A 20230-nucleotide genomic window follows, 5' to 3' on the forward strand; every position below is an offset into this window, starting at 1 on the left:
TTGCCTTCGGGCGGAGCGGTCCCACTTCGCTCCGCAGGGCAGGAGACGCAGCATGACCAAGGGCTACTGGATCGCGCGGGTCGATGTCCGCGACGCGGAGGCCTACAAGGACTACGTGGCGGCCAACGGCGCGGCCTTCGCCAAGTTCGGCGGCCGGTTCCTCGTGCGCGGCGGCGCCCACGAGGCGGTGATGGGCCCGGCCCGGTCCCGCAACGTGGTGATCGAGTTCCCGAGCTACGCCGACGCCCTCGCCTGCTGGAACTCCGACCTCTACCAGGCCGCCAAGGCCAAGCAGCGCGGCGGCGTCGAGGCCGAGATCCTAGTGATCGAGGGCTATGACGGGCCGCAGCCCAGCGCCTCCGAGCCGGCGCCGGAGGCGGGACCGGCCTCCGAGTAGGCGGCGCGCTACGGGAGCGACCCGCGCGGCGCGAGGCTCCGCAGCAGGAACGCCGTCATCGCCGCCATGGGCGGCACCGGCTGGAGGGTGGAGCAGCCCACCAGCAGCGGGTGGGTGTAGCGGGCGATGGCGACGTGGACGCAGGCGGCCGCCTCGGCGGGATCGGCCGCCTCGAACTCGCCCCGCGCCACCCCGTCGCGGATGATCCGCTCGAACCCGGCGGTGATCCGGGCGACGTGGTGGCGACAGACGTCCCAGCTCTCCGCCATCGCCGCCTCGATCATCTCGTGCAGGCGGGGAAACGTCTCGCAGCGCCGGGTGGAGTCGCGATGCAGGGCCTCGATCGCCGCCGCGAGGCGCGCGGTGGCGTCGAGGCCCGGCCGGTCGGCGATGCCGAGGATCACCGCCTCGCTCTCGCCGATCAGCCGCTCCAGCACCGCCTCGTTGATCGCCTTCTTCGACTCGAAGAAGCGGTAGACGTTGGCCGGGCTCATCTTCAGCGTCCGGGCGATGTCGGCCACGGTCGTCTTCTGGTAGCCGATCTCGCGGAAATACGTGCCCGCCGTCGCGAGGATGCGGCTCCGCGTGTCGGGCGCGCACTCCTCCGCGAGCGAGCGGGTCGTATCTTCGAGGGACATGCGACCTCACTAGGCCATGCGGCGGCGGGGCGTCAAAGACGCGAACCCGGATCGGGTTCCCCTGCGGCGGCTGCGCGCGCCCGGAACCGGCCCGGGCGGCGCCCATTGCCCAGGCACCCCGCCGCGACGGCGGCGTCAGCGAGAGATCCGCGATGCGCTTCACCGACACCCGCGCCCTGGTCACCGGGGCCGATTCCGGCATCGGGCAGGCGACCGCGGAACTGCTCGCCCGCGCGGGCGCCGACGTGGCCATCACCTATCACAGCGACGCGGAGGGCATCCGCGAGACCGCCGCGCGGGTCGAGGCCGCGGGCCGGCGGGCGCTGGTGCTCCAGCTCGACGTCGGCGACCCGGCGGCGGTCACCGCGGCCTTCGACCGCATCGGCAGCGAGTTCGGCACCCTCGACATCCTCGTGGCCAATGCCGGGCAGGCCATGAGCGGGATGCCGGTCGCCGAGATGGACGACGCGGTGCTGGAGCGGATCCTGCGGGTGAACCTCATGGGGCCGCTGTTCTGCGCCCGCCCCTTCATCCGGATGCGCCGGGCCCAGGGCGGCAACGGAAAGATCGTGTTCGTCTCCTCCGTGGCCCAGCACCTGCCCACGCCGGAGAGCGCCCCCTACGGCATGTCGAAGGCCGGGCTCGGCTCCCTCTGCCGGTCCCTGTCGCGCGAACTCGCGGAGGATCGGATCAACGTCAACAGCGTCGCCCCGGGCCTGATCGAGACGCCGATGACCGCCGACCGGTTCGAGAAGCCGGAGGTTCTCGACGAGTCCCTGGAGCGGATCCCGTGGCACCGGGCCGGCCAGCCCGAGGAGATCGCCCGGGCGATCCTCTACCTCGCCTCGGAGGACGCCGCCTACATCACCGGCCACACCCTGGTGGTCGATGGCGGCCTGACGATGCAGTGGGGCGGCGCCTGAGCGGCGCTCGGAACGACGAAGCGCGGCGCAGGGGTCACGCCCGGCGCCGCATCGAAGGATCTGCGATATGCGGCTCGCGCGTGACCGCGCCTCAGGAACCGAACTGCGAACCCAGGCGCTCGAGGTACTCGGCCAGATCGACGCCTCCGACGCGCTTGCCGTAGTCGAAGCGCATGCCCTGGCGGATGTCGACGCTCGCATCCCGCGTGGTCAGAGTGAAGGGACGGACGCAGACCCAGGCCCCGTCGCGGCGGTGCTCGAAGTAGCCGAGGATCTCGTGCTTGGCCATAACCTTTCCTCCGGAACCCTGTTCAGGAACATAACGGTCTCACCGGCCACCGGTTCATGCGCCGCGACTGTTTTTCGCGTGCGCGGCCGCACGGATCGAGTGTTCGTGATCCGGGGTGGCCGGCGGAGCCGGGCCGAGAACTCGCCTTGAGCTTGGCCATTACAGATCGGATGCTCGGGCCCGGCGGGAGGGCGCGCGGCCGGCTCAGTGCCAGCGGTCGAGGATCTCGGCGGTCGTCATCGTCTCGACCTGGTGGCCGTAGCGCATCCGGTACATCAGCAGGAGGGCGTCGTGCGCCTCGTCGCAGGAACTGCACAGGCCGTCGGTAGCCAGCACGATCCGGTAGCCGAGATCGACCCCGCCGAGCACGGCGGCCAACACGCAGACGTCGGTCTCGGCGCCTGTGACGATCAGCGTGTCGACCCCCCGCGCGCGCAGGCGCGCGTCGAGACCCGTCTCGAGCCAGGGCGAGTAGACGGTCTTGTCGACGATCTCGGCGGGCGGAGCCAGTCGGGCGAGGTCCGGGACGAGGTCGATCAGGCCCGGGTCGAGGCGCTCCCGGGTCATGCCGGCCCAGCGCCGCGAGTAGGTCGCCCAGGTCCCGCGGCCCTCGCCCGGCCGGGTGGCCGGGATGAAGCGGGTGAAGACGGTCCGCTCCGGATGCGCCGCCGCGAGGCGGCAGACATGGGGCAGGACGCGGTTCATCCACGGGGTCTGCCAGTCGGTGGGCTCGGCGAACATGCGCTGCATGTCCACGCAGAGGTGGACGCACCCCCTCCCCAGGGCCCCGCCGGCGGTTTCCGGCTCCGGCCGGGGACTGTCCGTCGATGGGCGGCTTCCGATGTCCATGGGCGCGCGATCAGACCGGGTCAGCGTGGCTCGGGTAGCGGGCGAAAGTGGTACGGGAGGCCGTCCCCGCCCGGTCTCGGGGCGGGGACGGCGGGACCTCAGCGGTCGGCCTTGGCGCCGGATACCGTCAGCGAGAGGTAGCGCTCGGTGGTCGGGCGGATCAGCTTGCGCACCGCCTCCGCCATGGCCTGCTCCTCCTTGAGGGACTGCTCGAACGCTGTCCGGTGGCCCTGCTGGCCGGCGGCGTCGCCGATGGTGAGCAGCGACTCGTAGGCGGCGATCTCGAAATTCTCGAAGGCGTGGTTGGCGTAGGTGTTCTTCAGGATCTCGTCCTGGGCCGGCGTGTGACCCAGGGCCATCATGTTGCCGACGAAGCCCAGGAAGCCCTCCTTGAGGGTCGAGGGGCTGTCGCCCAGGCTCTGGAGCGCCTCCTCCAGCCGGTGGCGCTGCCCGTGCGTCTCCTCGATGTGGCGGCGCAGGGCCTGCTCCATCTCGGGATAGCGCTCCAGGCGCTCGACCTGCCGCTCCATGATCTGCAGCGCCTGCATCTCCACAGCATGGGTGTTCTTCAGGGCCGTGACGTAGATCTCGCGGGCGTCCATGGTCATGGCGTTCACCTCTCAGCAGTTGTGAGCGCGGGGCTCATTCAACCGGCAAACACGGGTGCCGCACGGCCAAGTTCCGGTCGGAAGGTCGCAGGCGCGGGGGGCGCCGGTCCCGGACGGGCCGGACGAGACCGGCCGGCCGGTGCCGGTCGACGAAGCCGGGGCGGCGCGCATCGAGCGGACGATCCGCGACCTCCGGCAGCTGCCCCGCTCAGTGCAGGCCGCCGCTGCGCTCGGCGCGCTGGCGCTCCGCGAGGCGCTTGCCGATCTCGAGGAGCAGCGTCTCGGTCAGCGCCACGAGGGCGGTGTCGCCGACCACCGAGACCGTGTTGTGCAGCGACAGGCAGAGGTCGGCGGTGCGGCTGAGGGCGTCGTCGATCGTGTCCCCGTCGCGCTCCGCGAAAGCCGCGCCGGCCGCCTTGCTGTCCGAGATCTCGACGATCACGCCCCGTCCGGTGGTCGGTCGCCCGTCCTGGTCCAGGTAGAAGTGCCCGCGGGTGAACAGCCACCGCAGCCGCCCCTCCGGCGAGCAGACGCGGTACTCCGCCGTGTAGGAGCCGCCGGTCCGGACGCAGTCCAGAATGACCTGCGAGATGTGGGGCTGATCGTCCGGATGGACGGCCTTCAGGAGCTCCGCGAGGCTGACCCCGACCCGCGACCGGGCCGGGCTGATGTTGAACAGCAGGGCGCTCACCGGATCGGCCCGCGCCTCGTCCCGGAGGATGTCCCACATCCAGAAGCCGACGCCGCCCGAGGCTTCGAGCGCTGCGACGAGCGCCGCCTCGGATACGACGTCGTCCGCGTGGTCCATCCGAGACCTCCCCGATCTCACCGCAACCAGAGGCGACGCTGCGCGACGATTGTGATCCTGCAAAATCCGTTATAGCCTAATACAAATTCCCGTAAAGATCTTGTATTCAAATATATGTGTTGTCTCGCCGTGCCCGGTTCGCCCGACCTAGGCTTCCATCAGAGTTGAGCGGCGGACTCGAAGGGAATTTTCTTCTGCTGGCCGCCGCGACGTGCCGTCCCTCCACTGGCCGACACCTGACTCCGCCGGCGGGGACGGCGCGACGCCCCGCGTCCAAGCCCCGCATGCAGGCCCCGCGTCCTGGCCGAGGGGCCCGGGACGTCCCGGTCCAGGCCGGAGCTTGCGCGCCCTGCGCGTCCGCGTGAGCGCTGGACGCGGTTCGTCAGCGCAGCGAGCGCATCAAATGAGGGCGACCGGCGAGCGGGCCGACGCGATCAAGGACGGGTTGGTTCTGCCGACCTCCACGTCCGCTGCCTGGTGGGCCCCACATCTTGTCGGGACGCGGACGTGGATGCAGAGCCGCGCGCGGGCCGGCCCGTTCCTCCGATCCGCAGGGTCTCCGCGCGGACCCATCCGCCGCCGCGCCGTGAACCCATAGCCCCCTTCGTCCCGGCGGCCTGTGCAGTAATGGCGCAACTTGCGCCATCTTGTGCAGCTATTTATCCAGATGAATGATTGACGAATCCGACTCTATCGGCTCAGATAATGCGCCTGATGGCGTTCGGACCGGCTCTCGGGTGTCGTCTGGCTCGGGTCGGTCCCATGAGCTACATGTTCAAGGTCCCCTCCGGCGCCGTGGCGGGGGCGATCGCGCAGCAGATCACGTCACAGGGCTACGCGGTTCTCGAGGACTACGTGAGCCCGGAGGACCTGCGCGTCGCGCAGGCTTTCGTCGCGCGGGCGGTCGCCGCGAAGGGCGGTGAGTACGCGGGTTTCACCGGGACGAAGGATCTCGGCGGCACGTTCCTGGCCGCTTTGCCGGACGACCCGACCTTCAACGCCCTGTGCCGCGGCATCTACGAGAGCGCCGTGGGACGGCCCGCGCCGGATGTCGGCTACTACCAGATCCTGCGCTGTCTGGCGGGACATGGCGCCAGGACGCACTCGATGCGCTTCCACTTCGACTCGTACGTGCTCACGGCCCTCGTCCCGGTCACGATGCCGGACCACGGTACTCCGGGGCGCCTGATCATCCACCCGAACACCCGCGCACTGCGTCGGAGCTACCTCCGCAACCTCGTCGACAAGGCGCTGGTCGACAATCCGCTCGCGCAGAAGCTCCTGACCCGCGCCTACGACCGCGGCAGCGACCGCGTGATCCGCCTGTCGCTGAAGCCGGGAAGCCTGTACTTCTTCTGGGGCTACCGCTCGCTGCACACGAACGAGCCCTGCGCGTCCGACGCGATCCGGGCCACGGCCCTGCTGCACTACGTCGATCCGCACGCGGGCAGCCGGCTCAAGCGGGTGCTGCGGCGGCGCTAGTGTCGGCCCTTCCAGGGCACCAGCACGCGCTCCAGGCCCCGCATCCCGAGCTCGAACAGGCCCGCGAACAGGCCGATCAGCAGGATGCCCATCACCACCACGTCGGTGCGCAGGAAATTGGAGGCGTTGAGGACGAGCTGGCCGAGCCCGGCCTGGGCCGCCACCATCTCGGCGGCCACCAGGGTGGTCCAGCCCACGCCCATGCCGATCCGCAGGCCGATCAGGATCTCCGGCAGCGCCGCCGGGACGACCACGTGGCGCAGGACCTGCCAGCGGCTCGCCCCGAGGGCGCGCGCGGCGTTGATCTGGTCGACCGAGGCGGAGCGCACCCCCGCCCGCGCGGCGAGCGCCACCGGGGCGAGGCAGGCGAGGAAGATCAGCAGCACCTTCGACAGCTCGCCGATCCCGAACCAGATGATCATCAGGGGTAGGTAGGCGAGCGGCGGCAGCGGCCGGTAGAACTCGATCGGCGGGTCGAGGATGCCCCGGGCGATCCGGCTCGTGCCCATGGCGAGCCCGGCCGGGATGCCCACCAGGGCGGCGAGCGCGAAGGCGCCGAGGACGCGCAGGAGGCTGTCGCCGACGTGGAGCCCGAGCGGGGCGCCGTCGATCTCCCCGCGCCAGGCCTGACCGAAGGCCGCCAGGACCGCCTCAGGCGGCGGCAGGAACAGCGGCTTCACCCAGCCGGCACGGGTGGCGACCAGCCAGAGGCCGAGGGCTGCCAGCACCGTGGCGGCGCTGACCGTCGGCACCAGGATCCCACGGCGGCGGCGGATTCCGGTGCGCGCCAGCGGGGCCGCCGCCGGAGCCGGGGCCGGGGCCGTGTCCGGGATCACGTCCGGGATCACGTCCGGGACCGCGTCCGGCGCGGCGCGGGGCAGACCGCTCATCGGACGGCCTCGGACGCCGCGCCGGCGCCGCCGCGGATGCGCGCGAGCACGCGCTCGCGCACGGCGATGAAGGCGGGGTCCGACTTCACGGCCCGCGCGTCGCGGCCCTCGACGAACGCCCGGGAGAAGGGCAGGTCCAGCGTCTCGACGATGCGGCCGGGCCGCGGGCTCATGATCACCAGCCGGGTGGCGAGGAACACCGCTTCCTCGACGTCGTGGGTGATGAAGAAGGCCATCTTGCCGGTCCGGTGCCAGATCCGGAGGATCAGCTCCTGGATCTGCTCGCGGGTGAAGGCGTCCAGCGCGCCGAGCGGCTCGTCCATCAGCAGGGCGCGCGGGTCTCCGGCGAGCGCCCGGGCGAGGCCGACCCGCTGCTGCATCCCGCCCGAGAGCTCGTAGACCTTCCGGTCGGCGCAGTCGGGCAGGCCGACGAGGTCGAGCGTCGCCAGGGCGATCCGCCGCCGCTCCGCCCGGGGCACGCCCCGCATCTTCGGTCCGAAGGCCACGTTCTCGGCGACGTCCAGCCAGGGCATCAGGGCGTGGCGCTGGAACACCACGCCCCGCTCGGCCCCCGGACCCCGGACCGGCGCGCCGTCGAGGAGGATGCGGCCCTCGGTGGGCGCCAGGAATCCCGCGATCGCCGAGAGCAGGGTGGTCTTGCCGCAGCCCGAGGCGCCGAGCGCCACCACGAACTCCCCGGGACCGATGGTCAGGTCGATCCCCGACAGCGCGGCGACCGCGTCGGCGCCCTGCCCGTAGCGGACGCTCAGGTTGCGGATCTCGATCATGGGCCCTCCGGTCCGGGGACAGGCTATTTCCGGGCCGCGTCCACGACCTCCGTCGTGACGAACCGGGCGTAGTCGGGCGCCAGCGCCTGCACGCGCCCCTGCGCCTTCAGGAAGGCGGCGGTCTCGGTCAGGGCCTTGGCGGCGCCGCCGCCGAGCCAGGCCGGGGAGGCCTGCGCCTCCAGGGTCGGGAACCGGTAGGCCGCGAGGCTCGCGGGCACCTCGGCGGGCGCCGAGCCGCTGATCCGGGCCACCGCCGCCACCTCCGGCGCGTCGGCGCCCCAGGGCCTGGCGGCGTAGGCCGCGTCCTGGGCGGCGATCAGCCGGACGAGCGTCACCAGGAAGTCCCGGTTCCGCGCCGCCCAGGCCCGGTCGACCACGAGGCCGTCGAAGGTCGCCTTGCCCCGGCGGGCGAGGTCGCCGGCCGAGACCACCACGGTGCCGGACTTCTTCACCCGGGCGAGCACCGGGTCCCAGATGAAGGTCGCGTCGATGTCGCCCCGCTCCCAGGCGGCGGCGATCTCGGGCGGCCGCATGTTGAGGATCCGGACATCGGCCTGCGTCAGCCCGGCCTCCGCCAGGGCGGCGATCAGCTGGTAATGCGCGGTCGACACGAACGGCACCGCGATCGTCTTGCCGCGCAGGTCGGCCACGCCCGTCACGCCGCTGCCGGCGCGGGCCACGAGCTGCTCGGCGTCGGCGATCTCGTCGAGGATCCAGAACAGCTGGATGTCGAGCCCCTGCGAGGCGGCCGCCGCGATCGGGCTCGACCCCGCCTCGCCGATCTGGACGCTGCCCGAGGCCATGGCGCGGATCACGTCGCCGCCGCCGCCGAACTTGCGCCAGTGGATCGTGTAGCCGGTCGCCTTCTCGATCGCCCCGGAGGCCATCAGGGCGCGGAACGGCACCACCATGTCCTGGTGGGCGAAGGTGACCTCCCGGTCGGCCGCGCGGGCGGTGCCGGGGAACGGCGCGCCGAGAACCAGGGCGGCCAGGGCGGCCAGCGCGACGGCGCGGCGGTGCGGACCGGCAGATGTCATGAGATGTCCCCCATTCCGGCCGGCCCGGCGCGGAGGCGACTCGGGCGGCCGGGCGCAGGGTCGACCGAGCTCGGCCACGAAGGCAAGGGCCCGCGCCCTGCCCGGGTCGCGCCCGGGATCCGCCTCGCGCCGCGGCCCCCGCGGCGGTGCGCGGGTCGCAGGCAGCCGACCGCGGCGGTGCGCGGACCGCGCGCGCCGGAATATCCATCTCCCCGGACGCGCGCGATACCCGGTGCCGTTCTCCGAACCGCCCTCGCCGGAGGCACCCGCCATCGTCGTCCCGGCGTCGCGGCCCGGCGGGCCGGGGCGCGGCTCGCGGCCTGGGGAGCTGGGCGGACCGCCGGGCTGGAAGATCGTTCCTCGCCGCCGCGTGGCTGGGAGACGAGAATTTGGGCGTGCAAAACCCGCGGGCCGGCTCCGGCGGCGCCCCCGCTCAGGCCGCGCGCAGCGCGGCGATCTCGTCGATCGTGGCGGCCGCCTGGGCCCGGAGCGCGGCCAGCAGCGCGGTGACGTCCTCGCCCGCGCGGCAGGCCGTCTCGAAGGCCCGGCAGGTCGCGGCCAGATCCAGGAAGCCGATCATGCTGGCCGCCGACACCATGGCGTGCGCGTCCCCCATCAGCCGCGTCCGGTCGCCGTCGGTCGCCGCCGGCCCGAACCGCTCGGCGAGCTCCTTCGCCAGCATCGCCAGGAGGTCGCCCATGCGCGCCTGGCCGACCATCGCGGTCATCTCGTCCAGGGTGGCCCGGTCGATCGTCCCCGCGCGGCGCGGCGGCTCGGCGCGAGGGGCCGCCCACCGGTCGATCGCGGCGAGCAGCGCGTCCGCGCGGAACGGCTTGCCGATATGGTCGTCGAGCCCGGCGGCGCGCAGCTCGGCCACCTGCTGCGGCAGGACGTTCGCCGTCATCGCGAGGATCGGCAGGCGGCCGGCGGCGCCGCCCAGGGCGCGGATCCGCCGGGTCGCCGCGATGCCGTCCATCACGGGCATCTGCACGTCCATCAGGACGACGTCGTAGGACCGCGCCTGGACGGCCGCCACCGCGGCGACCCCGTCGGCCACCACGTCCACCGCGTGCCCGGCGCGCTCCAGGATCATCCGGGCGAGGTCCTGGTTGAGCGGCACGTCCTCGGCCAGGAGCAGGCGGCGGCCGGTCGCGCGGGCGATCGCCGAGGCCGGCGCGGTCGCGCGGGCCGGCGGGACGGCGGCGGGCAGGTCGGCCTCGAACCAGAAGGTCGAGCCGTGCCCGACCGTGCTCGCGACGCCGATCGTCCCGCCCATCAGCGTGACGAGGGATTTCGAGATGGCGAGCCCCAGCCCGGTGCCGCCGTACTCGCGGCTGATCGAGCCGTCGACCTGCGAGAAGCGCCGGAACAGGCGGTCGCACTTGTCGGTCGGGATCCCGATGCCGGTGTCGCGGACCGCGAAGCGCAGCCGCGTCCCGCCGATCGCGTCCGGGCTGACCCGGACCGACAGGTCGATGCCGCCCGACGCGGTGAACTTCACGGCGTTGTTGAGCAGGTTGAGCAGGATCTGCCGGAGGCGGTCCTCGTCGCCCTCGACCCAGTCGGGCAGGCCCGGGCCTTGGGCGAGCGTGAGGGCGAGCCCCTTGCGCTCCGCGGAGGGGCGCACGATCGACACCGCGTTGTCGATCAGCGCCTCCAGGGCGAAGGGCCGGGGCACGATCTCGATCTGCCCGGCCTCGACCTTCGAGAAGTCGAGGACGTCGTTGACCACGGTCAGGAGCGCGGCCCCGGCGGTGCGGATGCGGTCGGCGTTCCGGCGCGCCGACGGTCCGAGATCCGTCCCGTCGAGGAGCAGGTCGGCGTAGCCGATCACCCCGTTGAGCGGCGTGCGGATCTCGTGGCTCATGGCGGCGAGGAACTCGCTCTTGGCCGCGCTCGCCCGCTCCGCCTCCAGGCGCGCGGCGTCGGCCGCCGCCTTGGCGGCGAGGAGCGCCGCCTCGGCGGCCTTGCGGGCGGTGACGTCGATGTTGAGGCCGATCATCCGCCGCGCCTGCCCGGGCGCGCCGCGCCCGACGCCGTTGATCCAGCGCACGCCGCCGTCCGCGGTGGGGACCCGGAACTCGATCGAGAAGGTCTGCCCGGCGGCCGCGGCCGCGGCCGCGATCCGCAGCGCCCGCTCGCCGTCGGCGCGGTCGATCAGGGCGAGCCAGTCCCGGGTGTCGAGCGCGTGGTTCCGGTCGGTCTCGATGCCGTGGAGCCGCGCGCTCTCGGGGGACCACTCGATCCGGCCGCTGTCGAGGTCGAGGTGCCACGTCCCGGCATGGGCGGCCTGCTGGGCGAGGTGCAGCAGGCTGCTGGCATCCTCCACGGCGCGCCGGGCGGTGACGATCTCGTCGATGTCGAGGGCGGTGCCGAGCATGCCCACCATGCTCTCGCCCTGCCAGATCGGCAGGAGCACGATCTTGTGCCAGCGGTAGGCGCCGTCGTGCCGCTGCAGGCGGCCCTCGACCTCGTAGGGCGCGCGGCGGGCGGGCGCCTCCGACCACAGCCGCTCCATCCGCTCCGTGTCGTCGGGATGCGTCCGGGCGATCCGGGCGGCGCGCGTCGGGCCGATCGGGCCGTAGTAATCCTCGAAGCGCCGGTTGACGTAGGAGGCGTCGCCGGTCTCCGTGCTGGCGATCCAGACGAGCTGCGGCAGCGCGTCGGCCAGGGCGCGGTAGCGGGCCTCGCTCAACCGCAGGGCGTCCTCCGCGGCCTTGCGGGCGCTCACGTCGCGCAGGGTCGCCACGTAGCCGTCCGGGGCGCCGGTCGCCCGATCGTGGGTCAGGCTGAACGAGATCTCCACCCAGACCCAGTGCCCGTCCCGGTGCCGGTAGCGCTGGGAGGTCAGGGCGCGGGACGCGCGGCCGCCGGTGAGGTCGTCGAGGACGCGGCGGTACGCGCCGACCTCGTCGGGATGGACGAAGTCGAGGGGATGGGTGCCGATCAGCTCCTGCGGGTCGTAGCCCAGGACGGCGCGCACCGCCGGCGAGACGTAGCGGCGGCGGGCGGTCAGGTCGGACCAGATGATGATGTCGGTGGCGTTCTCGGCCAGCAGCCGGTAGCGGCGCTCGCTCTCCTCCAGGTCCCGCTCGGCGATCCGGTTCTGGGTCACGTCGCCGAAGGTCAGGACCGTGCCGCCGTCCGGCAGGGCCGCGCACCGGACCTCCAGGATCGGGCCGCCGGGCAGGCGCCAGTCGAACAGCGGCGGCAGCCCGGCGCGCGCGCCCGTTCCGAGGCCCGGATCGGACCCGGCCGCCGCGCAGTCGCCGCGGGCCCGCTGGTAGGCGCGGATGTCCGGGAGGGCGACGCCCGCCCGCAGGACGTCGTCCGGCAGGTCGAGCAGGTCCGCGGCGCTCCGGTTGAACGCGCGCACCCGCTGGTCGGCGTCGAGGACGACGAGTCCCTGGTCCAAGCTGTCCAGCGTGCCGCGCAGGATCATGTCGGTCTCGCGCGCCCGCCGCTCCGACCGGACGAGGTCGGTCACGTCGAGAATGAGGCCGTGCAGGGCGACGAGCGCGCCCTCGGGCCCGAACTCGGGCAGCCCCTGGATGATCGCGTCCAGCACGGTCCCGTCCGGGCGGACGATGCGGGCCCGCGCCTGGTAGGGGATTGCCGGCCGGCTTCCTCCCAGGATCCCCTCGAGCCGCGCGACCAGGGCGGCGCGGTCGTCCGGATGATAGCACGCGACGTGCTCGGCGAGCGGCAGGTCGCACGCGCCGGGCGTCCCGAGCAGCCGCGCGAGACTCGCCGATCGGGTCACCCGGCGGGTCCGCGGATCGAGACGCCACTGCCCGAAGCCGGGGCCCCCGTCCCAGGGTGCAGGCTCGCCCGCGGCCCGGTGCGGAGCGGGATCCGGCGGCGCGGCCGGGCGGGTCGCGTCAGTCTGCATCGGCCCCAGGGTTCCCCACCACCGGCGCGGACCGCGCCCGGGCGCGCCCTCGGCACGCATCGGGGCGAACCTGCTCGCGCGACGGTTGCTGATTCCTTGCCGGCACCGTGCGGCATTCGGCACCTGTCCGGCCGGCGATCACGATCGCTTGAGGGGCCGGCGCGCGGCGTCCCCGGCCCGGTGGGGGACGGGTGCGGGGACGGGTGCGGCCCTACCGCACCAGCCGCTCCACGATCGCCCGCACCTGCGCCCGATCCGCCGGCTGCGGGTCGACCGAGCGGTGGATCGTCAGGCCCTCGATCATGGCGTCGAGGGCCTTGGCGGTCTCCGGCGCGAAGTGCCGTTCCAGGGCGGCCCGGCTCTTGGCCATCCAGTCCTGCATGACCCGGCGCAGCGGCGGGTTCCGGGCCGCGAAGGCGTAGAGTTCGTAGCTCAGCAGCATCGTGCGCGGGCTCGCCCAGAGGTCGCTCACGATCAGGTCGACCACGGCCTCGCAGGCCTCGTCAACGGTCGCGGCCGCAGCGAGCCGGTCGGCGAACCGCGCCGAGACCGTGTCGGCGAGCCCGGTGAACGCCTCGGTCAGAAGCGCGTCGAGGCTGTCGAAATGGTAGGTCATGGAGCCCAGCGGCACGTCGGCCGCCGCCGCGACCCGGCGGTGGGTCGTGCCGGCGACGCCGTGCTCGGCGACGACGTCGAGGGTCGCCCGGATGATGCGCGCCCGGCGATCCGGGTCGAAACGGCGCTGGGCGGCGGGCAAGGGGACCTCCTCGGATCCGGTTCAGGGCAGCCGGGCCGTGACGCGCGCGGCCTTGATATGTACATATGTACGCATAGCTAGGGTCCGACGCGGCCGGAGGGAGGTCCCCACCATGAAGACAGAGATCGTGAAGACTCAGAAGCAGAGGATGCTGGCGGGCGAGCTGTACTGCGCCGACGACCCGGAACTGGCCGCCGACAACCGGCGCATCTCGGAATGGATGGACCGGTATAACGCCGCGCAGACGCGGAGCCAGCCCGAGCGGCAGGCGCTCCTGGAGGAGGCCTTCGCGCGGGTCGGCCCGGGCTGCAACATCCGGCCGCCGTTCCACTGCGACTACGGCTACAACATCAGCCTGGGCCGCGGCGTGTTCCTGAACTTCGGGTGCAGCATCCTCGACGTGATGTCGGTCACGATCGGCGACCTGACGCAGATCGGCACCGCCGTGCAGATCCTGACCCCCGATCATCCGCGCGACCCGGCCCAGCGCCGGCAGATGCTGGAATTCGCCCGCCCGGTGGTGATCGGCGCCAATGTCTGGATCGGCAGCGGCGCGATCATCCTCCCCGGGGTCACGATCGGCGACGACGCGATCGTCGGGGCGGGCAGCGTGGTGACGCGCGACGTCCCGGCCGGCGCCACCGTGGTGGGGAACCCGGCCCGGCCGCGGCCGTGAGTGGCGCGCGCGCGGGGCACGCGCTCCGTGCGGAAGCGGTCCGGCCGCGTCGGCCCTCCGTCGAGCGTGCCGGCGCTCCCGTCCGTGCCGGAACTCCCGTCCGTGCCGGAACTCCCGTCCGGGCCGGAACTCCCGTCCGGGCCGGACCTGCCGGGGACGCCGACGACCGGTCGCGGCCGGTTCACGCGGCCGCGCGGCCAAGCTGAGCGGCCCCGCGGCGTCGCTGCCGCGGGCTGGGGGGGGGCGATGCCGGGATCGAGGCACCGGGATCGAGGCACCGGGATCGAACGGCCGGCGCGGCCCGTCCCCTGGCCTGCCGCGCCCGCGTTCGGGCGCGGCGTGGCGGCTGGATCAGTCCTTGCGGATCGGGGCCGCCGGAGCGCCTGTCTCGCCGAAGCCGAAATCGGCCAGCCGGTAGGAGAGCTGCGCGAAGCCGCCGTAGCGACCGGTCTCGAACTTCATCGGGCTGGGCGGCGAGAACGGGAAGGCCGTCGTGTGCGCCTTGTCGGCCTGGAGCTGCCAGTAGCGGCCGCCGACGCCGACGCTGACGGACGGCGTCAGGTCGTACGAGATGATCCCCTCCAGGAAGTAGCCGTCGCCGCGGCCGCCTTCCGGCCCCGGATTGATGTCGGGCCGCAGCCAGTGCCGGTCGACGCCGCTCAGGCTCACGACCGGCAGGTAGGCGCCTTCCAGGCTCAGCCGGACCCGGTCGAACCGCGCTTCGCCGATCACGCCGACGCGCAGCGCGTTCCACTGCATGCTCTCGCCCAGCGTCTTCATGCTGGTCGGGTAGGGTCTGGCGCAGGGAGCCCCGCCCGCCACCTGACGGCAGCCGTAGCCGTTATACAGTTCGGACGCGAACTGGTAGCCGAGGAAGCCGCCGAGCTTGTACCCGTCCCGGCGCAGCACGTCGTAGCCGAGATCGATCACGCTGTAGCCGATGTCGCCGTCCTTGATCGGCGACAGCGTCTTCGAATAGCGGCGCAGGGCGGGCGGGAAGTCCTCGTCGGCGAGGCGGCCGCCGGTGACGCCGCCCGAGCCGAGGAAGCCCTTGGCGAACAGGCCGGTGGGGTTGTGCTCGAGCCGTGCGAAGCTCTCGCCGGCATGCGCCTGGGTGTTGTTGTAGGTCAGGCGCGAATTGAGTTGGCCGGGCGCGTCGGGGTCGCCGAGCTTCTCGCGCGGTGTCCCGGAGCTGAAGAAGTAGCGCAGGCCGCCCTCGAAATCCCAGGTGGCCGGGCCTGCCGACGCGATCGGGGCCAGGGTGGGAAGCCCGGCTCCGAACCGGTAGTTGAGGCCGACGCGGGCCAGGAAGCCGTCCGTCGCGACCCGCGTGCCGGCGTGGTAGCCGGTCAGCACGGGGTACGACGGAGCCGGGAGGACCGCCCGGGAGCCGAGATCGTAGTAGAGACCCTCGACCTTGGCGGAGAGGTGCTCGCTGAAGGCGTGCTCGATGCCGGCGCCGGCCACGTAGCCCAGGCGCACCGCGCCCTGGCGCCCGTCGAACAGCGGGAAACCGGCCAACGACAGGTTGTTGTCGGTCCGGACCGTGCCCGCGGCGAGGCCGCCCGTGGCGTAGACGAGGGTGCGATCGACGGCGAAGCCGATCCTGCCGCGCAGGGTGGCGAGTTCGTCCAGCCTCTGGCCGGAATGGGCGACGCTGCGGCGATAGAAGCCGCCGCCCGCGGCCGGAAAGGCGCCCTCGCGGCGATCGTAGCCCCACAGCCGGGTGAATTGGTAATCCGCGGCGGCGCCGGCGACGAAGCCGGAATTCACCTGCCAATCGTAGCCGACCTCGGCGCCGCCGACGAAGCTCCCGTCCGAGGCCCGCTTCGATGGAATGACCGGGCAGTTCCGGGCTCCGGGCTGCCCGTCCGGACCTGTGCAGACGAACTGCGTGGCCCGATCGAGGGTCCCGTAACCGGCGAACAGGCCGGCATGCGCTCCGGTCCAGGAGAAGATCGGCACGGCCGTCGCCGCCGGCGGAAGGGCCCGCCGCGGGAGGTCCGCCGCCATCGCGGTCTGCGACAGCAGGCACAGGAGAAGTCCAGAACTGGAGATGCGGTACATGTAGTGTCCCCCGCCGCGCGTCGTCGAAGGCATGAGCGTCAAGGTCTCTTCGCCGGTAAGGCTTCGGATGCCGAAGCGGAGCTTCTGCTGATCTCGCGCGGTTCGCATGATGCGTTCTCATGATTAGGTCATGATGTCTCGATTCTGAAGCGTGGATTTTCGAGATGTTTCCTCAAATTTGACTGGTTATGCAATCGTTGAGACGAGAATGATATTTTATAGATCTCATGGATTTCATAGAATGAGTATTTTGAGGATGTATTCGAGTCATTGTGGGCGGAGATGTTGCTCTGATCTTCGGTCGTGCCGCGGCTTGGTTCCGTTCGCTTTTGCGGCCGGGTGATGCGTTCGTGCATCACCTGTGCCCTGCCCGGTCCAACCCAGGGCGGCCACGGGGCCCGGCCGCCGGCCCGACGCGATGCCCGTCGCGATACCGCTCCGGCGCGTTCCTGGCGGGGCGGCCCGGTCCGGGGAACCATCCGGGCGGCCCGAGCCTTCCTGGGCGGGATTGCGGGCGGATCCGGCCGCGAGTCCCCTGGAAACGCCCGCCCGTCTTCCCGGGCGGCGAGAGAGGAAACCTCACGTGCGTTCAACGATCATTGCCGCCGCCCTGCTGGCGGCCCTCGGTTCCGCCGTCGCGATCCCGGCCTCCGCCGCGCCGATCGGCCCCGGCACGGGCGTGTCGGCGCCCGCCGGCATGGTCTCGACGGTCCAGATGGATCCCGTCGAGCGCCACATGATGCGCCGTCGCATGGAGCGCCGGATGATGCGCCACCGGATGGAGCGCCACATGATGCATCGGGAGATGCGCCGCGAGATGCGCCACCGCGAGATGCGTCGCGAGATGATGCGCCGCATGTGACGCGCATCCGCGCCGGGGCTGCGTCCGCCCCGGCGCGGGCCGGGGCAGAGCCGCGAGGCGGGCTTCCCGCATCGCGGGGGCTGGGCTCGGGCTGGCCGGGGGTGCCACGTCCGAGGCGATCGAACCATCCGCGCCCCGACGCGTTTCTGGCCACCGACAAGGGAGGATTGGTACGATGAAGGCGATTCTGGCAGCGGCCGCGGTGAGCCTCGGCATTCTGGGCGTGGTCGGCCCGGTCTCCGCGCAGCCGCGCCCCGACTACGACGATTACGGCGGCCGGGGCTACCGCGACCGCGGCGACTACGATTACCGGGACCGCGGCTACCGCGACCGGGACGATTACCGCGGCCGCGCCAATTACGGGTTCGACGAGCGCGAGTACCTGCGCTGCAATCCGGATGTCCGCCGCGCCGTGGCCAACGGCCAGATGGAATCGGGCGCCGCCCACTACAAAGTGTTCGGGCGTCGCGAAGGCCGGCGGCTGAGCTGCTGACCGGATTGGCCGGCTCCCGGCCGGGCGCGCCTATCGCGGGCGTGCCCGGTCACGCAGCAGGTTGATGATCAGGGCCGTCCAGCCGGTCTGGTGCGCGGCGCCGAGGCCCCGCCCCGTATCCCCGTCGAAGAACTCGTGGAACAGCAGCGGCTCCTCGGCGCCCGGCGCCGGGGCGATCGGCGGCCGCGACCCGAAGGCCGGCCGGCGACCGGTCGAGTCCTTGGTGAACAGCGCGATCAGGCGGTCCTCGAGGGCGTCCGCGATGGCGCTGAGCGTGAGCAGCGCGCCCGAGCCCGTCGGGTATTCCACCCGGAAGTCGTCGCCGTAATAGGTGTGGAAGCGCCGCAGCGCCTCGACGATGAGGAAGTTCATCGGCATCCAGACCGGGCCGCGCCAGTTCGAGTTGCCGCCGAACATGTTCGAGGTGGAATCGGCCGGGTCGTACCGGACCGTGAAGGAGGCGCCGAGCTCGTTGAGCACGTAGGGCGCGTCGCGGTGCACCTTCGACAGGGAGCGCACGCCGTAGGGCGAGAGGAACTCGGCCTCGTCGAGCATGCGGCGCAGCAGCGCCTTCATCCGGTGGCCGCGCAGCAGCGACAGCAGCTTGCGGTCCTTCACGCCCCCCTCGGTCCAGCGGGAGACCAGGCGGGCGAGGTGGGGCCGGTTCTCCAGCACCCAGTTCAGGCGCCGGGCGAAGTCCGGCAGCCGGTGGAGCACGGAGGGCTCGATCACCTCGACGGCGAAGAGCGGGACCAGCCCGACCATGGAGCGGACCCGCAAGGGGAGCATCCCGCCGCCGGGGATGTCGACCTCGTCGTAGTAGAATTCGTCGGTCTCGTCCCACAGGCCGTAGCCCTGCCCGTCCCCGCCCGACCCGCCCATGTCGGTCATGGCCTCGGCGATCAGCAGGAAGTGCTCGAAGAACTTGGAGGCGGTGCTCTCGTAGACGTCGTTGTGGAGGGCGAGCTCCAGGGCGATGCGCATCATGGTCAGCGCGTACATCGCCATCCAGGCGGTGCCGTCGGCCTGGTGCACCACCCCGAAGCCCGGGGGCGGGCGCGAGCGGTCGAACACGCCGACATTGTCGAGCCCCAGGAAGCCCCCCTGGAACACGTTGCGGCCCTGCGCATCCTTGCGGTTCACCCACCAGGAGAAGTTGATCAGGAGCTTGTGGAACACGCCTTCCAGGAAGGCGAGGTCGCCGCGCCCGCCCCGCCGGTCCCGGTCGATCTCGAACACCCGGTAGGTGGCCCAGGCGTGGACCGGCGGGTTGGCGTCGCCGAACTCCCACTCGTAGGCCGGGAGCTGGCCGTTCGGGTGCATGTACCATTCGCGGGTGAGCAGCAGGAGCTGCTTCTTGGCGAAGTCCGGGTCCAGCAGGGCGAGCGGCAGGCAGTGGAAGGCGAGGTCCCAGGCGGCGAACCAGGGATATTCCCAGGTGTCGGGCATCGACAGCACGTCGGCCGCCGCGAAGTGGCGCCACTGGCCGTTGCGGCCGCCCGCGCGCCCCCGGGGCGGAGGCGGCTGGAGCGGGTCGCCCTCCAGCCAGCGCCGCACGTCGTAGCTGTAGAGCTGCTTCGACCAGATCAGGCCGGCGGCGGCCTGGCGGAAGATCGCGCGGGAATCCGCGCTCGCGATGCCGTCCTGCAATTCCTCGTAGAACGCGTCCGCCTCGGCCACCCGGCGGCGGACCAGGGACCCGTCGTCGACGGCCCGGGCGCGCAGGCCCGCCGACAGCCGCAGGCGGATCCGGGCGGTCTCCCCGGGCGCCAGCCGCAGCCCGTAGTGCAGGCCGAGCTTGGTGCCCGCGTCCCGGCGCACCGAAGCGGGATCGCCGTCGACGATCGCCGCGTGGAGACCGTCCTTGAACGGCCCCGCGGCGTCCGGCTGCCCGCCGTGCAGCCGCAGGTTGGTGTCGTTCTCGCAGAACAGCAGGTCCGGCGCCCCGTCGAAGGCGAGCCGGTACGGCCCGAGCCGCTCGTGGGTGCAGACGGCGCCCCCGTCGGGCGCGCGGGCGATCCGCGGGCGCGCCTGCCCGGCCTCCCACGACCACGTGTTGCGGAACCAGAGCTGCGGGACGAGGTGGAGGTCGGCGGGCTCGGGCCCCCGGTTCAGCGCGGTGATCACCGCGTGGACGTCGTCGGCGTCGGCCTTGGCGTACTCCACGGTGACGTCGAAGAACCGGTCCCCGTCGAAGACGCCCGTCTCCTCGATCTCGTACTCGGGCTGCTCCCGCCCGCGCCGCCCGTTCTCGTCGACGAGGTCCGCGTAGGGGAAAGCCGCCTGCGGGTAGCGGTACAGCATCTTCAGGTAGGCGTGGCTCGGGACCGCGTCGAGGTAGTGGTAGACCTCCTTCACGTCCTCGCCGTGGTTGCCCTCCTGGTTGGTCAGGCCGAACAGCCGCTCCTTGAGGATGCGGTCGCGCCCGTTCCAGAGGGCAAGGGCCAGGCACAGGTTGCCGCGCTCGTCGCAGATCCCGGCCAGCCCGTCCTCGCCCCAGCGATAGGCGCGCGAGCGGGCGTCCTCGTGCGTCAGGGCGGCCCAGGCGTTGCCGCAGGGGCTGTAATCCTCCCGCACGGTCCCCCATTGCCGCTCGCTGAGATAGGGGCCCCAGAGCGACCACGCCCGGTCGCCCCGTCCCTGCTCGGCGATCCGGCGACGCTCGGCCCAGTCCACCGACGCGTCTCGACCCTCGCCCCGATCCCTGTCCCGATCCTCGTCCCGATCCTCGTCCGCGCGCGGCCCCATCAGCCGCGTCCCGGACGCGGGCCCGG

18 protein-coding genes are annotated in these 20230 nt (G+C 72.5%); 6 read left to right on the forward strand and 12 right to left on the reverse strand.

Annotated features, from left to right (window positions below; all coding sequences use genetic code 11):
• Positions 1-52 precede the first annotated feature (52 nt).
• On the forward strand, positions 53-397 hold the full coding sequence (locus BM419_RS10365; protein WP_020093214.1) for a DUF1330 domain-containing protein: 345 nt from the start codon (positions 53-55) through the stop codon (positions 395-397).
• An 8-nt stretch (positions 398-405) separates the two neighbouring features.
• Here the strand turns inward: BM419_RS10365 and BM419_RS10370 are convergent, their stop codons facing one another.
• Positions 406-1035, reverse strand: coding sequence for a TetR/AcrR family transcriptional regulator (locus BM419_RS10370; RefSeq protein ID WP_020093213.1), 630 nt, complete (start codon positions 1033-1035; stop codon positions 406-408).
• A gap of 152 nt (positions 1036-1187) precedes the next feature.
• On the opposite strand from BM419_RS10370, the gene BM419_RS10375 reads away from it, so the two are divergent.
• Positions 1188-1958: an SDR family NAD(P)-dependent oxidoreductase gene (locus BM419_RS10375; protein ID WP_091926358.1), complete on the forward strand. Its 771-nt coding sequence runs from the start codon at positions 1188-1190 to the stop codon at positions 1956-1958.
• Positions 1959-2049: 91 nt separating this feature from the next.
• Here BM419_RS10375 and BM419_RS10380 read toward each other — a convergent pair whose 3' ends face one another.
• The 4 genes from BM419_RS10380 to BM419_RS10395 all read right to left on the reverse strand — a co-directional run bounded on the left by BM419_RS10380 (position 2050) and on the right by BM419_RS10395 (position 4512).
• Positions 2050-2247 carry a hypothetical protein gene (locus tag BM419_RS10380; protein WP_012318739.1) on the reverse strand — a complete coding sequence of 66 codons (198 nt, stop codon included), beginning with the start codon at positions 2245-2247 and terminating at the stop codon, positions 2050-2052.
• Between the two features lie 204 nt (positions 2248-2451).
• Positions 2452-3096: a cysteine hydrolase family protein gene (locus BM419_RS10385; protein WP_091926359.1), complete on the reverse strand. Its 645-nt coding sequence runs from the start codon at positions 3094-3096 to the stop codon at positions 2452-2454.
• Positions 3097-3194: 98 nt separating this feature from the next.
• On the reverse strand, positions 3195-3704 hold the full coding sequence (locus BM419_RS10390; protein WP_091677612.1) for a ferritin-like domain-containing protein: 510 nt from the start codon (positions 3702-3704) through the stop codon (positions 3195-3197).
• 208 nt (positions 3705-3912) lie between these two features.
• Entirely contained in the window at positions 3913-4512 is a 600-nt protein-coding gene (locus tag BM419_RS10395; protein WP_020093209.1) for a PAS domain-containing protein, read from the reverse strand.
• A 762-nt stretch (positions 4513-5274) separates the two neighbouring features.
• Between BM419_RS10395 and BM419_RS10400 the strand changes: the two genes are divergently transcribed.
• Positions 5275-5994 (forward strand): phytanoyl-CoA dioxygenase family protein, encoded by a 720-nt coding sequence (locus tag BM419_RS10400; RefSeq protein WP_020093208.1) that lies wholly within the window; start codon positions 5275-5277, stop codon positions 5992-5994.
• On the opposite strand, the gene BM419_RS10405 is transcribed toward BM419_RS10400, so the two are convergent.
• The 5 genes from BM419_RS10405 to BM419_RS10425 form a co-directional block, all read right to left on the reverse strand.
• On the reverse strand, positions 5991-6884 hold the full coding sequence (locus tag BM419_RS10405) for an ABC transporter permease subunit (protein WP_091926360.1): 894 nt from the start codon (positions 6882-6884) through the stop codon (positions 5991-5993). The genes BM419_RS10400 and BM419_RS10405 overlap by 4 nt on opposite strands.
• Positions 6881-7672 (reverse strand): taurine ABC transporter ATP-binding protein, encoded by a 792-nt coding sequence (locus BM419_RS10410; protein WP_091926361.1) that lies wholly within the window; start codon positions 7670-7672, stop codon positions 6881-6883. The genes BM419_RS10405 and BM419_RS10410 overlap by 4 nt, the downstream gene beginning before the upstream one ends.
• A gap of 23 nt (positions 7673-7695) precedes the next feature.
• Positions 7696-8709 carry a taurine ABC transporter substrate-binding protein gene (gene tauA / locus BM419_RS10415; protein WP_091926362.1) on the reverse strand — a complete coding sequence of 338 codons (1014 nt, stop codon included), beginning with the start codon at positions 8707-8709 and terminating at the stop codon, positions 7696-7698.
• 433 nt (positions 8710-9142) lie between these two features.
• Positions 9143-12601, reverse strand: coding sequence for a PAS domain S-box protein (locus BM419_RS10420; protein WP_091926363.1), 3459 nt, complete (start codon positions 12599-12601; stop codon positions 9143-9145).
• A gap of 211 nt (positions 12602-12812) precedes the next feature.
• Complete coding sequence (locus BM419_RS10425; protein ID WP_020093203.1) at positions 12813-13358, reverse strand: TetR/AcrR family transcriptional regulator; 546 nt, start codon at positions 13356-13358, stop codon at positions 12813-12815.
• 112 nt (positions 13359-13470) lie between these two features.
• Here BM419_RS10425 and BM419_RS10430 point away from each other — a divergent pair, with 112 nt between their 5' ends.
• Positions 13471-14034, forward strand: a complete 564-nt coding sequence (locus tag BM419_RS10430; RefSeq protein WP_091926364.1) for a sugar O-acetyltransferase — start codon at positions 13471-13473, stop codon at positions 14032-14034.
• Between the two features lie 351 nt (positions 14035-14385).
• On the opposite strand, the gene BM419_RS10435 is transcribed toward BM419_RS10430, so the two are convergent.
• Positions 14386-16134: an outer membrane beta-barrel protein gene (locus BM419_RS10435; protein WP_244540745.1), complete on the reverse strand. Its 1749-nt coding sequence runs from the start codon at positions 16132-16134 to the stop codon at positions 14386-14388.
• Between the two features lie 550 nt (positions 16135-16684).
• On the opposite strand from BM419_RS10435, the gene BM419_RS10440 reads away from it, so the two are divergent.
• Together BM419_RS10440 and BM419_RS10445 are read left to right on the forward strand one after the other, a co-directional pair.
• The gene (locus BM419_RS10440; protein WP_012318753.1) at positions 16685-16963 is read left to right on the forward strand and encodes a hypothetical protein; all 279 of its coding nucleotides are present in this window, start codon (positions 16685-16687) and stop codon (positions 16961-16963) included.
• 175 nt (positions 16964-17138) lie between these two features.
• On the forward strand, positions 17139-17456 hold the full coding sequence (locus BM419_RS10445) for a hypothetical protein (RefSeq protein WP_020093199.1): 318 nt from the start codon (positions 17139-17141) through the stop codon (positions 17454-17456).
• Positions 17457-17486: 30 nt separating this feature from the next.
• On the opposite strand, the gene BM419_RS10450 is transcribed toward BM419_RS10445, so the two are convergent.
• Positions 17487-20204 carry an MGH1-like glycoside hydrolase domain-containing protein gene (locus BM419_RS10450; protein WP_244540746.1) on the reverse strand — a complete coding sequence of 906 codons (2718 nt, stop codon included), beginning with the start codon at positions 20202-20204 and terminating at the stop codon, positions 17487-17489.
• Between the last annotated feature and the right edge of the window lie 26 nt (positions 20205-20230).

The organism is Methylobacterium sp. yr668 (assembly GCF_900116245.1).
Classification (GTDB): Bacteria; Pseudomonadota; Alphaproteobacteria; order Rhizobiales; family Beijerinckiaceae; genus Methylobacterium.

What these genes read in the sequence shown, in the direction of transcription:
- BM419_RS10420 (WP_091926363.1), bottom strand. Translation starts at nt 12,601, where the DNA reads ATGCAGACTGACGCGACCCGCCCGGCCGCGCCGCCGGATCCCGCTCCG.
- BM419_RS10390 (WP_091677612.1), bottom strand. Translation starts at nt 3,704, where the DNA reads ATGACCATGGACGCCCGCGAGATCTACGTCACGGCCCTGAAGAACACC.
- BM419_RS10410 (WP_091926361.1), bottom strand. Translation starts at nt 7,672, where the DNA reads ATGATCGAGATCCGCAACCTGAGCGTCCGCTACGGGCAGGGCGCCGAC.
- BM419_RS10445 (WP_020093199.1), top strand. Translation starts at nt 17,139, where the DNA reads ATGAAGGCGATTCTGGCAGCGGCCGCGGTGAGCCTCGGCATTCTGGGC.
- BM419_RS10375 (WP_091926358.1), top strand. Translation starts at nt 1,188, where the DNA reads ATGCGCTTCACCGACACCCGCGCCCTGGTCACCGGGGCCGATTCCGGC.
- BM419_RS10395 (WP_020093209.1), bottom strand. Translation starts at nt 4,512, where the DNA reads ATGGACCACGCGGACGACGTCGTATCCGAGGCGGCGCTCGTCGCAGCG.
- BM419_RS10380 (WP_012318739.1), bottom strand. Translation starts at nt 2,247, where the DNA reads ATGGCCAAGCACGAGATCCTCGGCTACTTCGAGCACCGCCGCGACGGG.
- BM419_RS10435 (WP_244540745.1), bottom strand. Translation starts at nt 16,134, where the DNA reads ATGCCTTCGACGACGCGCGGCGGGGGACACTACATGTACCGCATCTCC.
- BM419_RS10405 (WP_091926360.1), bottom strand. Translation starts at nt 6,884, where the DNA reads ATGAGCGGTCTGCCCCGCGCCGCGCCGGACGCGGTCCCGGACGTGATC.
- BM419_RS10400 (WP_020093208.1), top strand. Translation starts at nt 5,275, where the DNA reads ATGAGCTACATGTTCAAGGTCCCCTCCGGCGCCGTGGCGGGGGCGATC.
- BM419_RS10450 (WP_244540746.1), bottom strand. Translation starts at nt 20,204, where the DNA reads ATGGGGCCGCGCGCGGACGAGGATCGGGACGAGGATCGGGACAGGGAT.
- BM419_RS10430 (WP_091926364.1), top strand. Translation starts at nt 13,471, where the DNA reads ATGAAGACAGAGATCGTGAAGACTCAGAAGCAGAGGATGCTGGCGGGC.
- tauA (WP_091926362.1), bottom strand. Translation starts at nt 8,709, where the DNA reads ATGACATCTGCCGGTCCGCACCGCCGCGCCGTCGCGCTGGCCGCCCTG.
- BM419_RS10385 (WP_091926359.1), bottom strand. Translation starts at nt 3,096, where the DNA reads ATGGACATCGGAAGCCGCCCATCGACGGACAGTCCCCGGCCGGAGCCG.
- BM419_RS10370 (WP_020093213.1), bottom strand. Translation starts at nt 1,035, where the DNA reads ATGTCCCTCGAAGATACGACCCGCTCGCTCGCGGAGGAGTGCGCGCCC.
- BM419_RS10365 (WP_020093214.1), top strand. Translation starts at nt 53, where the DNA reads ATGACCAAGGGCTACTGGATCGCGCGGGTCGATGTCCGCGACGCGGAG.